Annotated in this window: 13 protein-coding genes; 8 read left to right on the top strand and 5 right to left on the bottom strand. The window is 66.4% G+C overall.

Going from position 1 to position 13,254, the window contains the following annotated elements; all coding sequences use genetic code 11:
- Positions 1 to 57: 57 nt before the first annotated feature.
- Positions 58 to 744: a response regulator transcription factor gene (locus tag IE266_RS01350; RefSeq protein WP_189678232.1), complete on the bottom strand. Its 687-nt coding sequence runs from the start codon at positions 742 to 744 to the stop codon at positions 58 to 60.
- Positions 745 to 906: 162 nt separating this feature from the next.
- Between IE266_RS01350 and ribA the strand changes: the two genes are divergently transcribed.
- The 3 genes from ribA to rpiB all read left to right on the top strand — a co-directional run bounded on the left by ribA (position 907) and on the right by rpiB (position 3,163).
- Complete coding sequence (gene ribA / locus IE266_RS01345) at positions 907 to 1,998, top strand: GTP cyclohydrolase II (RefSeq protein WP_189678231.1); 1,092 nt, start codon at positions 907 to 909, stop codon at positions 1,996 to 1,998.
- A 122-nt stretch (positions 1,999 to 2,120) separates the two neighbouring features.
- A complete protein-coding gene (locus tag IE266_RS01340) occupies positions 2,121 to 2,615 on the top strand; it encodes a L,D-transpeptidase family protein (RefSeq protein WP_189678230.1) in 495 nt (164 codons plus the stop codon).
- A gap of 98 nt (positions 2,616 to 2,713) precedes the next feature.
- On the top strand, positions 2,714 to 3,163 hold the full coding sequence (rpiB, locus tag IE266_RS01335; protein ID WP_189678229.1) for a ribose 5-phosphate isomerase B: 450 nt from the start codon (positions 2,714 to 2,716) through the stop codon (positions 3,161 to 3,163).
- Positions 3,164 to 3,217: 54 nt separating this feature from the next.
- Here the strand turns inward: rpiB and IE266_RS01330 are convergent, their stop codons facing one another.
- From IE266_RS01330 to IE266_RS01320, 3 genes are all read right to left on the bottom strand, one after another.
- Positions 3,218 to 3,865 (bottom strand): YggS family pyridoxal phosphate-dependent enzyme, encoded by a 648-nt coding sequence (locus IE266_RS01330; protein ID WP_189678228.1) that lies wholly within the window; start codon positions 3,863 to 3,865, stop codon positions 3,218 to 3,220.
- Between the two features lie 100 nt (positions 3,866 to 3,965).
- Positions 3,966 to 5,051, bottom strand: a complete 1,086-nt coding sequence (locus IE266_RS01325; RefSeq protein WP_189678227.1) for a porin — start codon at positions 5,049 to 5,051, stop codon at positions 3,966 to 3,968.
- A 101-nt stretch (positions 5,052 to 5,152) separates the two neighbouring features.
- Positions 5,153 to 6,160: a porin gene (locus tag IE266_RS01320; RefSeq protein ID WP_189678226.1), complete on the bottom strand. Its 1,008-nt coding sequence runs from the start codon at positions 6,158 to 6,160 to the stop codon at positions 5,153 to 5,155.
- A gap of 330 nt (positions 6,161 to 6,490) precedes the next feature.
- On the opposite strand from IE266_RS01320, the gene IE266_RS01315 reads away from it, so the two are divergent.
- From IE266_RS01315 to IE266_RS01295, 5 genes are all read left to right on the top strand, one after another.
- A complete protein-coding gene (locus IE266_RS01315; protein ID WP_189678225.1) occupies positions 6,491 to 7,015 on the top strand; it encodes a DUF3576 domain-containing protein in 525 nt (174 codons plus the stop codon).
- A gap of 80 nt (positions 7,016 to 7,095) precedes the next feature.
- Positions 7,096 to 9,678 carry a leucine--tRNA ligase gene (gene leuS, locus IE266_RS01310; protein WP_189678224.1) on the top strand — a complete coding sequence of 861 codons (2,583 nt, stop codon included), beginning with the start codon at positions 7,096 to 7,098 and terminating at the stop codon, positions 9,676 to 9,678.
- The gene (gene lptE, locus IE266_RS01305; RefSeq protein WP_189678223.1) at positions 9,665 to 10,150 is read left to right on the top strand and encodes an LPS assembly lipoprotein LptE; all 486 of its coding nucleotides are present in this window, start codon (positions 9,665 to 9,667) and stop codon (positions 10,148 to 10,150) included. The genes leuS and lptE overlap by 14 nt, the downstream gene beginning before the upstream one ends.
- Positions 10,147 to 11,175 (top strand): DNA polymerase III subunit delta, encoded by a 1,029-nt coding sequence (holA, locus tag IE266_RS01300; protein ID WP_189678222.1) that lies wholly within the window; start codon positions 10,147 to 10,149, stop codon positions 11,173 to 11,175. Before lptE ends, holA begins: the two co-directional genes overlap by 4 nt.
- A 59-nt stretch (positions 11,176 to 11,234) precedes the next feature.
- Positions 11,235 to 11,825, top strand: a complete 591-nt coding sequence (locus tag IE266_RS01295) for a glutathione S-transferase family protein (RefSeq protein WP_189678221.1) — start codon at positions 11,235 to 11,237, stop codon at positions 11,823 to 11,825.
- A gap of 77 nt (positions 11,826 to 11,902) precedes the next feature.
- Here IE266_RS01295 and IE266_RS01290 read toward each other — a convergent pair whose 3' ends face one another.
- Positions 11,903 to 13,234, bottom strand: a complete 1,332-nt coding sequence (locus tag IE266_RS01290; protein ID WP_189678220.1) for an ammonium transporter — start codon at positions 13,232 to 13,234, stop codon at positions 11,903 to 11,905.
- Between the last annotated feature and the right edge of the window lie 20 nt (positions 13,235 to 13,254).

Genomic DNA, 13,254 nt, shown 5'->3' with positions numbered 1-13,254 from the left:
TATGCGACGGGATGCGTTTACCCTAGGTCAAAACCGAATCGGCGTCTGTGATCCGGATCACGCCACCAGCCGATAGCCGCCGCTTTCGGTCACCAGCAGCCGGGCGTTCGACGGGTCCGGCTCGATCTTCTGGCGCAGCCGGTAGATATGGGTTTCCAGCGTATGGGTCGTGACGCCGGCGTTGTAGCCCCAGACCTCGTGCAGCAGCACGTCGCGGGCCACCACGCCGTCGCTCGACCGGTAGAGATACTTGAGGATGTTGGTTTCCTTCTCGGTCAGCCGGATCTTCTTGTCGTCTGCCGTGATCAGCATCTTCATCGCCGGCTTGAAGGTATAGGGGCCGAGCTGGAACACCGCGTCCTCGCTCTGCTCGTGCTGGCGCAGCTGCGCGCGGATGCGCGCCAGCAGCACCGGGAACTTGAACGGCTTGGTGACGTAATCGTTGGCCCCGGCATCGAGCCCCAGGATGGTGTCGGCATCGCTGTCATGGCCGGTCAGCATCAGCACCGGCGCCTTCACGCCCTGCTTGCGCATCAGCTTGCACAGCTCGCGCCCGTCGGTGTCGGGCAGGCCCACGTCGAGGATGATGAGGTCGTACAAGGCCTCGCGCACCCGCTCGAGCGCTTTCGCCCCGCTGCCGGCCTCGAAGACGTCGAAATCCTCGGTCATCACCAGCTGCTCGCTCAGCGCCTCGCGCAGATCGTCATCGTCGTCGACCAGCAGAATCTTCTTCAGTTGCGCCATGTTGCGGCCTCCTGTTCTTGCTTAACACATGATTTGTCGGGACCGCCCGGACAAGATTTGCTGCAATTCGTTCACGCTGACGTGTCCACTTCGGGGGAAATGTTTCACATTGCTGCGAATTGCGCGTAACCAGAGGCCTAACCCGCGATAAAGACCGCCGCCATGACCCTGCTGCCCGACATCACCGAACTCCTCGCGCGCGCCCGCGCCGACCTGCGCATGGGCCTGCCGGTGGTGCTGCAGGACGGCCCTGACGCCCTGCTCGCCGCCTCTGCCGAAACGCTCGACGCCCGCCGCCTCGCCGCCATGCGCGCCCTCTCGCCCGAGCTGACCGTGGCGATCACCGCGCGCCGTGCCGAGACGCTCAAGGCCCGCGCCTATGACGGCGACCTCGCCCGCATCAACGTGCCCGCCGAGGCCGGCCTGACCTGGATCTCGGCGTTGGCCGATCCCGAGGACGACCTCGCCACGCCGATGAAAGGTCCGCTCGCCAGCCGCCGCGAGGGCGGCGCCGCGCTGCACCGCCTCGGCATCCAGCTTGCCAAGTCGGCGCGCCTGCTTCCGGCGATGGTCACGGTCCCGCTGGCCGACGCGACGGCCTTTGCCCGCGACAACGGTCTTACCCGCATCTCGCTTGCCGCCGCGCAGGATCACCTGACCGACCGAAGCCCGTTGCACCCGGTGGTCAACGCCCGGCTGCCGCTCTCTGTTTCCGAGGCCGGCCGGTTGCACATCTTCCGCCCCGAGGACGGCGGCGAGGAGCATTACGCCGTCGAGATCGGCCGCCCCGACCGCGCCAAGCCGGTGCTCGCCCGCCTGCATTCCGCCTGTTTCACCGGCGACCTGCTCGGCTCGCTGAAATGCGACTGCGGCCCGCAGCTGCGCGCCGCGCTCCAGCACATGGGAGATGAAGGCGCGGGCGTGCTGCTCTACCTCAACCAGGAAGGGCGCGGCATCGGCCTGGCCAACAAGATGCGCGCCTATGCGCTGCAGGACCAGGGCTTCGACACTGTCGAAGCCAATCACCGGCTGGGTTTCGAGGACGACGAGCGCGACTTCCGCCTCGGCGCCGATATCCTCAAGTCGATGGGCTTCTCCTCGGTCCGCCTGCTGACCAACAACCCTGCCAAGGTGGCGATGATGGAGAAGACCGGGATCAAGGTGGCCGAACGCGTGCCGCTCAAGGTCGGCCTCAACCCGCTGAACGCCAAATACCTCGACACCAAGGCGAAGAAATCCGGCCACATCCTCTGACTCCGCCCTTCGGGTGCGGCGCTTCCCTCTCCCCGAGGGGGAGAGGGAAAGGGTGAGGGGTTCCAGCGCGGTCCGATTTCCGCTCTAGTGCCCAGGATCTCCACACCAGGACCGCGACCCCGATGAGTACCGCCGACATGATCCTCACCCCCATGGGCCTGCGCTATCTTGGCAGGCTCTGGCCCTGCACCATCGGCCGCGGCGGCCTGTCCGCGGACAAGCGCGAGGGCGACGGCGCCACGCCGCGCGGGGTGCACGAGATCGTCGGCATGTTCTACCGCCCTGACCGCCTCGCCAGCCCCGCACCCTGGGCCGTGCCGATCGGCCCGCGTGATCTCTGGTCCGACGACATCCGCGATCCGGCCTACAACCATCTGGTGACCGCCCCGCACGGCTTCAGCCACGAGGCCATGCGCCGGGCCGATCCGATGTATGACCTCGTGCTGATAACCGACTGGAACTGGCCCGAGGCCGAACCGGGGCGCGGTTCGGCGATCTTCATCCACCAGTGGCGGCGCCGCTGCTTCCCCACCGCCGGCTGTGTCGCGCTCTCGCGCGCCGACCTTCATCGCATTGCCCCATACGCGGTGCCGGGCACGCGGCTTCTGGTGCCCTAGACCCCGCCCGAAGGGCGGGATGTTTCGTCGCAGCGCGTCCTCAGTCGACGGCTTTCGGTTGCTCCCGCCGCGCGTTGGTGATTACGCTTGTTGCCATCATGACCCATCCCAAACGCATCGTCCTCTCCAGCGACCACGCCGCCATCGACCTCCGCCAGGCCATTGCCCGCCATCTTGCCGGGCAGGGCTGGGACGTGGTCGACATCGGGCCCACGACGCCCGAAAGCACCCACTATCCCAAGCACGGCGAAGCCGCCGCGCGCCAGGTCGCCTCGGGCGATTGCCCGCTCGGCATCATCCTCTGCGGCACCGGCCAGGGCATCATGATGGCCGCGAACAAGGTCAAGGGCATCCGCTGCGGCGTCTGCTCCGACACCTTCTCGGCGCGCATGATCCGCCAGCACAATGACGCCAACATGCTCTCGCTGGGCGCACGGGTGATCGGCGAGGGCCTCGCGCTCGACATCGTCGACGCTTTCGTCAACGCCGAGTTCGAAGGCGGGCGCCACGCCACCCGCGTCGACATGATCACCGCCATCGAAGGCTGAAACCCTGGGCCGGTGCGTCATGCCCCGCCGGGCATGACCGCCGGTCCGGCAGGCTCAGTGCCTCTCGCCGAAGATCGCCGAGCCGACCCGCACATGGGTCGCCCCCAGAGCAATCGCGGTCTCGAAATCCCCGCTCATCCCCATCGACAGCCCCGCCAGCCCGTTGCGCGCCGCGATCTTCGCCAGCAGCGCGAAGTGCAGCGCCGGCTCCTCGTCCACCGGCGGGATGCACATCAGCCCCTTCACCGGCAGGTCCAGCCCCCGGCACTCGGCGACGAAGGCATCGGCTTCGCGCGGCAGCACGCCGGCCTTCTGCTCCTCCTCGCCGGTATTCACCTGGATGAACAGGTCCGGGCAGCTGCCGATCTCCTGCGCCAGCCGTGCCAGCGTGGTGGCGAGCTTGGGGCGGTCGACCGAGTGGATCGCCTGCGCCAGTTCCATCGCCTGCCGCGCCTTGTTGGTCTGCAGCGGGCCGATGATGTGCAGCTCGATGCCCTCGTATTTCTCGCGGAAGGCGGGCCATTTGCCGGCCGCCTCCTGCACCCGGTTCTCGCCAAAGACCCGCTGGCCGGCCTTCAGCACCGCTTCGACCCGCTCGTCGGGCTGCATCTTCGACACCGCGATCAACGTCACCGACCCGGCGGCCCGCCCGGCCCCGGCCTCGGCTGCGGCGATGCGGTCCCTGATATCCTCGAGTGCCATGCGCGTCTCCTTTTCCTGCACCGGCAGAAAAACACCGGATCCGCGCAAAAGAAAAGGGCAGGTCCGAAGACCTGCCCCGTCTTGCCTCTGGTCGCGTTGTTCAGAACCTGAAGAACACACCCGCCTGGACCTGGGTCTGGTCGTTCGACGACCGGACCGCCCCCGCCTCCACCGAGGCGCCGCCGCCCAGGTCGTAGGAATAATGCACGCCGTAGGATTCGCCCTCGCCGCCGGTATCGGCCAGCGCGCCGACCCTTGGCCCGACGTTGTCCCGGTTGTCCCGGCCTTGGGCGATCGCGCCGGCATCCGCCGCTTCTTCCGAGGTCACGAAGACCAGGACGTTCGAGGCGGTTCCAACGTCCATGTCACCGTAGATGCCGTATTTCCTGATACCCTCGTTGTCCGCATAGGCGAAACGCAGGCCGACAGGGCCGACCTGGCCCATGACGGCGAGGATCAGCTTGTCCTCGCCCGCCGTGTCCGAGGCCTGGCCGCCCAGGACCGCCGTCCAGTCGCCGAAGGTGTAAGCGAGGTTCATCGCGATACGTGTCCGGTTGGACGGCGAGGCATTCCCCGGAATGCCGTCGCCGACGGGGGCGATATCGGTGTTCGTGCGGCTATAGGAAAGGTGGCCCGAGAACGCGCCGGACTTGTACAGAATTTCCAGGCCGTTCGGCCCCGCAGCGGTCGAGGAATAGGCGTCCCAGTTGCCGAACTGGCCGGCGACATTCGCGGCAACGTTCGCCACCTCGTCGTGGAAACCTGCCCCATCGATGCCGATACCCGTGGCCGGGTTGTTGATCTTGAACCCCGGCATCGCGTCGATGGCGCCCAGGATATTGCCCACGCCAACGGTCATCCCACCGTAGCGCGCGAAGAAATAGGCTCCATTGAAACCTGGGGTGACCGCGACATTGTCCCGGCTCTCCGCCTCCACCCTTAGACGGCTGCCCAGCGTCACGGCGCCATCGGTCTCGGTGGAAAAGTCGAACTGCAGCCGCAAACGGCTGGTGATGGTCGTCGATGAAACACCATTGGCAGGTGCGCCGATGCCATTCACACCCGACGATGCGTTTCGGTCGTTGTAGTCCAGGCCGAACCGGCCATAGCCGCTGATCTTGACCTCTGCCGCCGCGGCAGTCGCGGTGGCGAACAGCAGTGCAAGACTCAGAGATCTTTTCATCATGTTCAGCCTCCGATTGCCGGAACCTTGGCGTGAATGCGGTCAAAAGAAAAGGGCAGGTCCGAAGACCTGCCCTCTCTTACGCGTCAAGCGTGTGGATCAAGTTAGAACTTGAAGAACACACCGGCCTGAACTTGGGTCTGGTCGTTCGACGAACGGACAGCACCGGCTTCGAACGAAGCACCGCCACCGAGGTCGTAGGTGTAGTGGATGCCGTACGATTCGCCTTCGCCGCCGGTGTCGCCGGGGTTCAGGAGGGTGTTGTCGCGGTTGTCACGGCCTTGGGCCAGAGCGCCAGCGTCAGCTGCGTCTTCCGAGGTCACGAACAGCAGGATGTTCGACGCGGTGCCGATATCCATGTTGCCGTAGATGCCGTACTTCTTGATGCCGTCGTTGTCGGCAGCTGCGAAGCGCAGACCGATGTTGCCCAGCTTGCCGGCAACGGTCAGGACGGTCTTGTCTTCACCGATGATGTCGGAGTCCTGAACGCCGAGAGCGGCGGTCCAGTCACCGAAGGTGTAGGCAACGTGCAGGGCAGCGCGGTCAACGGCAACTGCGCCGTTGTCGGTGCTGTACGACAGGTGGGCAGCGAATGCGCCCGACTTGTAGATGACTTCCATGCCGTTGGCGCCGACGTTGTCGGACGAGTAGGCATCCCAGTTGAAGAACTCGCCGCCGGTGACGTTGACGTTGGTCACGAGGCTGTGGAAGCCTGCGCCGTCGATGCCGATGCCAGCCGAGTTGGTTTCCAGGTACAGGCCCGGCATGCCTTCGATGGCGCCGATGATGTTGCCGACACCCAGGGTGAAGCTGCCATACGATGCATAGAAGCGTGCGCCGTTGAACACTGCGCCGCCGGGAACGTTGTCACGGCTTTCGGCCTGTGCACGGAAGCGGGCACCCAGGGTCACGCCGCCATCGGTCTGGGTCGACATGTCGAACTGCAGGCGCAGACGGCTGGTGATGGTGGTCGACGGACGGCCGTTGACGGCGCGGTCGTTGGCATCGTTGTAGTCCAGACCGAAACGGCCGTAACCGCTGATCTTAACTTCGGCGGCTGCCATGCTCGCGGTAGCGATCAGCGCCGTCGTAGCGAAGAGAACCTTTTTCATCGTTTTTCCCTCGGTTTCAAATCATACGCCCAAACCAGAGAATCTGGTGTGGGTATAGGCAGCGGTTTCGCTCTTTCCCCCCCGTTTTGGCAAGGCTCGCGGCCGGGATTGGGGCAAAGTCGTGGCGGATGGTGCAGCTTTGCCACAGTAAACCCAACGCACCGGCAGCAAAGGGCCTTTTCCCGTGAACAATGGGGCGCCCGGCCACATCGAGGGCCGCCGGCGGTCCGCCTCTCACGCGGACGCGGGATTCGCTCAATGGCACATTGCGCTTGCCCCCTCAAGCCGCCTTGGGTAGGACATTTCCAAGCAAAACGACCGGAATCCGTCATGACTCTTGATCGGCCCTTGCGGGTGACCCTGATTCTCGCTCTCTGCCTTGCGGTGGCCGCCTGCGGCGCACGGCGGGACGGCGCACCGCGCAACGGCGGCTTCTTCGGGCCGGTGGTCGTCGGAGATCCCTCCGTCGGCGAGGCCGAGCCCGGCCGCGAAGGCTATGCCGGCAAATACTCCAAGTCCTCGCTCTGGGCCGCTTTCGGCCCGAACAAGACCGACCAGACCGTCAACGTGAACCGCTATATCTGGGCGGCGACGCTGGACGTGCTGAACTTCCTGCCGGTGCAATCGGTCGATCCCTTCACCGGCGTCATCGTCACCGGCTACGGCAACCCGCCCGGCGGCGGCCGCGCCTATCGCGCCACCGTCCACGTCCGCGATCCGGCGCTCGACGCGCGTTCGCTGAACGTCTCGCTGCACAGCCAGGGCGGCACGGTCAGCCCGGCCACGGTCCGCGCCGTCGAGGACGCGATCCTCGCCCGCGCGCGTCAGCTACGTATCCAGGACCGGAAACTCTAGTCGGGGAACCGCCCCCCGCAAGGCCCTCAATTCGGCGCCGGGCCTCCGCCCGGCGCGTTCATTTCAAGGAACCGAACCGCATGTCGCGTTACTCCGCCGCGGAAATCGAAACCAAGTGGCAGGAAGCCTGGGACAAGGCCGGCCTGTTCCAGGCCAAGCTCGACCGCTCAAAGCCGAAATACTACGTGCTCGAGATGTTCCCCTATCCGTCGGGGCGCATCCACATGGGCCACGTGCGCAACTACACGATGGGCGACGTGATCGCGCGCTACAAGCTGTCCACGGGGCACAACGTGCTGCACCCGATGGGCTGGGACGCCTTCGGGATGCCGGCCGAGAACGCCGCAATGGCCATCGGCGGCCATCCCAAGGACTGGACCTACTCGAACATTGCCGACATGCGCGCGCAGATGAAGCCGCTGGGCCTGTCGATCGACTGGTCCCGCGAATTCGCCACCTGCGACCCCGAGTATTACGGCCAGCAGCAGGCGCTGTTCATCGACATGCTCGACGCCGGTCTCGTCGCCCGCAAGAACGCCGTGGTGAACTGGGACCCGGTCGACATGACCGTTCTGGCCAACGAACAGGTGATCGACGGCAAGGGCTGGCGCTCGGGGGCCGAGGTCGAACGCCGCGAGCTGACGCAGTGGTTCTTCAAGATCTCCGACATGGCCGACGAGCTGCTTTCCGCGCTCGATACGCTCGACAACTGGCCCGCCAAGGTGCGCCTGATGCAGGAGAACTGGATCGGCAAGTCGCGCGGATTGCAGATGGCCTTCCAGCCGGTGCAGGACTTCGACCCGATCGAGGTCTATACCACCCGTCCCGACACGCTGATGGGCGCCGCCTTCGTCGGCATCTCGCCCGACCACCCGCTGGCCAAGACACTGGCCGAGACCCGCCCCGAGGTCGAGGAGTTCCGCGCCCTCTGCCGCAAGGGCGGCACCACCGAAGAGGCGCTCGAGACCGCCGAGAAGCTGGGCTTCGACACCGGCCTGACCGTGCGCCACCCGCTGAACCCCGACTGGCACCTGCCGGTCTGGATCGCGAATTTCATCCTGATGGACTATGGCACCGGCGCGATCTTTGGCTGCCCGGCGCATGACCAGCGCGACCTCGACTTCGTGCGCAAGTATGACCTGCCGGTGATTTCGACCTTTGAATCGCTGTCCGATCCGCAGCCGGTCGAGGCCACCGCCTATGTCCCGCCGAAAGAAGAAAAGGTGAAGTGGATCAACCACTTCGCCGGGCTTGACGTGGCCACCGGGCAAGAGGCGATCGACGCCACCATCGACTTTGCCGAGGCCCAGGGCTGGGGCAAGGGCGTCACCAAGTTCCGCCTGCGCGACTGGGGCCTGTCCCGCCAGCGCTACTGGGGCTGCCCGATTCCGGTGGTGCATTGCGCGGACTGCGGCGTGGTGCCCGAGAAGAAGGAAAACCTGCCGGTCAAATTGCCCGATGACGTCACCTTCGATGTCCCCGGCAACCCGCTCGACCGGCACCCGACCTGGCGCGATGTGCCCTGTCCGGTCTGCGCCAAGCCGGCGCGGCGCGAGACCGACACGATGGATACCTTCGTCGACTCGTCATGGTATTTCGCCCGCTTCACCGCGCCCCGTGCCGAAACGCCGACGGTGATGGAAGATGCCGATTACTGGATGAACGTCGACCAGTATATCGGCGGGATCGAGCACGCGATCCTGCACCTGCTCTATTCCCGCTTCTTCGCCCGCGCGATGCACATCACCGGCCACCTGCCGGCGAAATGCGCCGAACCCTTCGACGCGCTGTTCACGCAGGGCATGGTGACCCACGAGATCTACCAGACCCGCGACGACAAGGGCCGCCCGGTCTATCACCTCCCCGAGGACGTGGTGGACGGCAAGCTCAAGGACGGCACCCCGGTCGAGGTCATCCCCTCGGCCAAGATGTCGAAGTCGAAGAAGAACGTGGTCGACCCCGTCAACATCATCCGCGATTTCGGCGCCGATACGGCCCGCTGGTTCGTGCTTTCCGACAGCCCGCCGGAACGGGACGTCGAGTGGACCGCCTCCGGCGCCGAGGCGGCCGCCAAGTTCCTCGCCCGCGTCTGGCGCATGGCCAACGACCTCGGCGAGCAGCGCGACAGCGGTATCGCCGCCTCGCTGGACGAGGTGATGGCCAGCCACGCCTTCGGCCAGAACGCCGCCGACGACGAGCTGCTGCGCACCACGCACAAGATGATCGACGAGGTGACCAAGGGCATCGAGAGCTTCGGCTTCAACGCCGCCATTGCCCGCATCTACGCCTTCACCAACGCGCTCAACCGCTCGCAGGCCTCGGCCCGCATCAAGTGGGCCGCGACCCGCGTGCTGGCGCAGTTGATGTCGCCGATGACCCCGCACCTCGCCGAAGAGGTCTGGGCCATCCTCGGCGGCGAAGGGCTGGTGGCCGCCGCTGCGTGGCCCAAGGCCGATCCGGCGATGCTGGTCGACGATTCCGTCACCCTGCCGATCCAGATCAACGGCAAGCGCCGCGCGGAAATCAGCGTTCCCGCCGACATGGCCGCCGCCGAGGTTGAAAAACTCATCCTGGAAGTGGATGCTGTGCAGAAGGCGCTGGAAGGGGCCACGCCGCGCAAGATCATCGTTGTCCCCGGCCGGATCGTGAATGTCGTCGTATAACCGCCGTTTCGTGATCGCCCTGCCGCTGGCGCTTGCCGCCTGCGGCTTCCAGCCTGTCTACGGACCGGGCGGAGCCGGGCGCGCATTGAACGGCAAGGTCGGCTTCGAGCCGCCCGCGACGGAAGACGCCTACCTGCTGGTGCGCGCGCTCGAAGACAGGCTCGGGCGCGCCGGCACGCCGGACTATATCCTGACCTTCAAGACCACTATCGCGCCGGAAGGCCAGGCCGTCACCGCCACCGGCGCTATCACCCGCTTCAGCCTGGTGGGCCGCGCCTCCTATGTCCTCACCCGCGCCGGCAGCGACGTGAAGCTGGCCGAGGGCGACGTGCGCAACTTCGCCGGCTACTCGGCCACCGGCTCGACCGTCGAGGCCCTCGCCGCCGAGACCGACGCCCGCCAGCGGCTGATGGTCATCCTGGCCGACCAGATCGTCACCCGGCTCTACGCGACGCCGGGCCTGGGCGCATGAAACTCGCCACCCGCGACGCCGACGGTTATTTCGCCCGCCCCGAACCCGACCGGACCGGCCTGCTGATCTACGGCGCCGACGCCATGCGCGTCTCGCTCAAGCGCCAGCAGGTGCTGGCCGCCCTGCTCGGCCCCGGTGCCGACGAAGAGATGCGCCTGACCCGTATGCCCGGCGGCGAGCTGCGCAAGGAGGCCGCTCCGCTGATCGACGCGATCAAGGCGCAGGGCTTCTTCCCCGGTGCCCGCGCGGTCTTTGTCGAGGACGCCAACGACACCGCCTTCGCCTCGATCGAGGCGGCGCTGACCGACTGGCGCCCCGGCGACGCGCAGATCGTGGTGACCGCCGGCGCGCTCAAGGCCACCTCGAAGCTGCGCAAGCTCTTCGAAGGCCACCGCAACGCCTATGCCGTCGGCCTCTACGATGACCCGCCCGGCCGCGCCGAGATCGAGCGGATGCTCGCCACCGCCGGCCTGCGCGATGTTCCGAACGACGCGATGGGCGTGCTCACTGCCCTGGCAAGCGAGATCGGCCCCGGCGACTTTGCCCAGACGCTGGAAAAGCTCTCGCTCTACAAGCTGGGCGACAGCAGCCCCGTCACCCTGGCCGAGATCGCCGCCTGCGCCCCCCGCTCGACCGAGGCCGCGCTTGACGACGTGCTGAACGTGGTGGCCGAGGGCAAGGACGGCGAGGTCGGCCCGCTGATCCGCCGCCTGACCGCGCAGGGCACCACTGCCGTCTCGCTCTGCATCGGCGCGGCCCGGCACTTCCGGCTGCTCTATACTATGGCCTCCGATCCCGGCGGCGCCGCCTCCGGCGCGGGCCGGGTCCGCCCGCCGCTCTTCGGTGCCCGCCGCGACCGGCTGGTGCGCCAGGCGCAGAGCTGGGGTGCGGAACGGCTCGAGATGGCGCTGTCCCACCTGATCGACACCGACCTGCAGCTGCGCTCGGCCGGGCAACGCGCCCCTGCGATGGCGCTGGTCGAGCGCACCCTGATCCGCCTCGCCCGGCTCGCCGGACGCGGCTGAATCGGGCTTGACCCTTTCGCGGTGGATGGATTCAGTCGCCGCGAAAGGGAGATCGATACATGTACAAAGTCTATGGCGTTCTGGCGAGCCGGGCCTTCCGCGTGATGTGGCTGCTCGACGAGTTGGGCGAGCCCTACGAGCTGATCCGCGCCGCCGCGCACAGCCCCGACATCCAGGGCGTGAACCCCGGCGGCAAGATCCCGGCGTTGCAGGACGGCGATGACATCATCACCGATTCCACCGCCATCATGACCTACCTCGCCGACAAGCACGGCAAGTTCACCTTCCCCGCCGGCACCATCGCCCGCGCCCGGCAGGACGCGCTGACCAACCTGCTGCTCGACGAGTTCGACTCGGTGCTCTGGACGGCCTCGCGGATGACCGGCCTGCTGCCCGAGGAATACCGCGTGCCGACCGTCGTGCCTGCGCTGCACTATGAATTCGAGCGCAACCTCAACAAGCTGGCCGACCGCTTCGAGGGGCCCTTCCTGATGGGCGAGACGATGACCATCGCCGACATCCTCGCGGTGCATTGCCTCAACTGGGCCACCATCGCCAAGTTCCCGGTCACCAACGAGACGCTGCGCGCCTACGCCCGTGAGCTGAGCCAGCGCCCGGCCTATATCCGGGCCCGCCAGACCGGCATGTGACGGCCCGCCCTGACCGGCAAACGAAAAAGGCCCCGGCAAAACCGGGGCCTTTCCCATTACTGTCCCTGTCGGACCGATCAGGCCGTGTAGGCGCTTTCGCCGTGGCTGGTCTGGTCGAGACCCTGGCGCTGGTCTTCTTCGGTGACCTTCAGCCCCATGATCATGTCGACGATCTTGAAGAGGATGAACGAGGCGACGCCGCACCAGACGATGGTCACGAGCACGGCTTTGATCTGGATCCAGGTCTGAGCCATCATCACGTAGTCTTCGCCGCCGGTCCCGCCGAGGCCGGGAGCGGTGAAGATGCCGGTGCCGACAGCGCCGATGATGCCGCCGATGCCGTGGATGCCGAAGACGTCGAGGCTGTCGTCATACTTGAACTTGTTCTTGATGACCGCGACGAAGAAGTAGCAGACCACCGAGGCAAGCGCGCCGAGGACGATGGCGCCAACCGGGCCGACGGTGCCACAGGCCGGGGTGATCGCGACGAGGCCCGAGATCATGCCCGAAGCGGCGCCCAGCATCGACGAATGGCCGCGGGTGAACTTCTCGATGATGTTCCAGGCCAGGATCGCGCCGGCGGTTGCCACGAAGGTGTTGATCATGGCGAGCGTTGCGCCACCGTTGGCTTCGAGGTTCGAACCGACGTTGAAGCCGAACCAGCCGACCCACAGCATGGCCGCGCCGACCAGGGTGAGCGTCATCGAGTGCGGCGCCATGTTCTCCTTGCCGAAGCCGACACGCGGGCCGATCACGATGCAGCCGACGAGGGCGGCGATACCCGCGTTGATGTGAACCACGGTGCCGCCGGCAAAGTCGATGGCGCCCCAGTTGAAGATCAGGCCATTCGCATCCCAGACCATGTGGGCAACCGGGAAGTAGACGACGGTGACCCAGAGGGCGCAGAACAGCATGACCGAGCCGAACTTGATGCGCTCGGCGAAGGCGCCGATGATCAGGGCCGGGGTGATCGCCGCGAAGGTCATCTGGAAGGTGATGAACAGGTATTCCGGGATCACCACGCCATCGGTGAAGGTCGCCGCCATCGAGTCAGTGGTCACGCCTGCGAGGAAGAGCTTGCCCATGCCGCCCCAGAACGGGCCCTCGCCGCCGCCGAAGGCGAAGGAGTAGCCGTAGACCACCCAGATCACCATCATCAGCGCGCCGATCGAGGTACATTGCATCAGCACCGACAGCATGTTCTTCGAGCGGACGAGGCCGCCGTAGAACAGCGCGAGGCCGGGGATCAGCATGAACAGGACCAGCACGGTCGAGGTCATCATCCAGGCGACGTCGCCCTTGTCCATGGTTTCGGTAACCGCGGGGGTCGCGGCGGCGTCCTGCGCCATCGCGACGACCGGCGTCAAAGCCGCAAGCGCCGCAAGCGAAAGTGTCTTCACGTTTTTCATGTTGAGTTCCTTGTTCTTGC

This window comes from Seohaeicola zhoushanensis (assembly GCF_014656415.1).
Taxonomy (GTDB): Bacteria; Pseudomonadota; Alphaproteobacteria; order Rhodobacterales; family Rhodobacteraceae; genus Seohaeicola_A; species Seohaeicola_A zhoushanensis.
This window is presented reverse-complemented; position numbering and strand designations above follow the sequence as displayed.

What these genes read in the sequence shown, in the direction of transcription:
- holA (WP_189678222.1), top strand. Translation starts at nt 10,147, where the DNA reads ATGAAACTCGCCACCCGCGACGCCGACGGTTATTTCGCCCGCCCCGAA.
- IE266_RS01325 (WP_189678227.1), bottom strand. Translation starts at nt 5,051, where the DNA reads ATGATGAAAAGATCTCTGAGTCTTGCACTGCTGTTCGCCACCGCGACT.
- leuS (WP_189678224.1), top strand. Translation starts at nt 7,096, where the DNA reads ATGTCGCGTTACTCCGCCGCGGAAATCGAAACCAAGTGGCAGGAAGCC.
- IE266_RS01320 (WP_189678226.1), bottom strand. Translation starts at nt 6,160, where the DNA reads ATGAAAAAGGTTCTCTTCGCTACGACGGCGCTGATCGCTACCGCGAGC.
- IE266_RS01340 (WP_189678230.1), top strand. Translation starts at nt 2,121, where the DNA reads ATGAGTACCGCCGACATGATCCTCACCCCCATGGGCCTGCGCTATCTT.
- ribA (WP_189678231.1), top strand. Translation starts at nt 907, where the DNA reads ATGACCCTGCTGCCCGACATCACCGAACTCCTCGCGCGCGCCCGCGCC.
- IE266_RS01315 (WP_189678225.1), top strand. Translation starts at nt 6,491, where the DNA reads ATGACTCTTGATCGGCCCTTGCGGGTGACCCTGATTCTCGCTCTCTGC.
- IE266_RS01295 (WP_189678221.1), top strand. Translation starts at nt 11,235, where the DNA reads ATGTACAAAGTCTATGGCGTTCTGGCGAGCCGGGCCTTCCGCGTGATG.
- IE266_RS01350 (WP_189678232.1), bottom strand. Translation starts at nt 744, where the DNA reads ATGGCGCAACTGAAGAAGATTCTGCTGGTCGACGACGATGACGATCTG.
- IE266_RS01330 (WP_189678228.1), bottom strand. Translation starts at nt 3,865, where the DNA reads ATGGCACTCGAGGATATCAGGGACCGCATCGCCGCAGCCGAGGCCGGG.
- lptE (WP_189678223.1), top strand. Translation starts at nt 9,665, where the DNA reads ATGTCGTCGTATAACCGCCGTTTCGTGATCGCCCTGCCGCTGGCGCTT.
- rpiB (WP_189678229.1), top strand. Translation starts at nt 2,714, where the DNA reads ATGACCCATCCCAAACGCATCGTCCTCTCCAGCGACCACGCCGCCATC.
- IE266_RS01290 (WP_189678220.1), bottom strand. Translation starts at nt 13,234, where the DNA reads ATGAAAAACGTGAAGACACTTTCGCTTGCGGCGCTTGCGGCTTTGACG.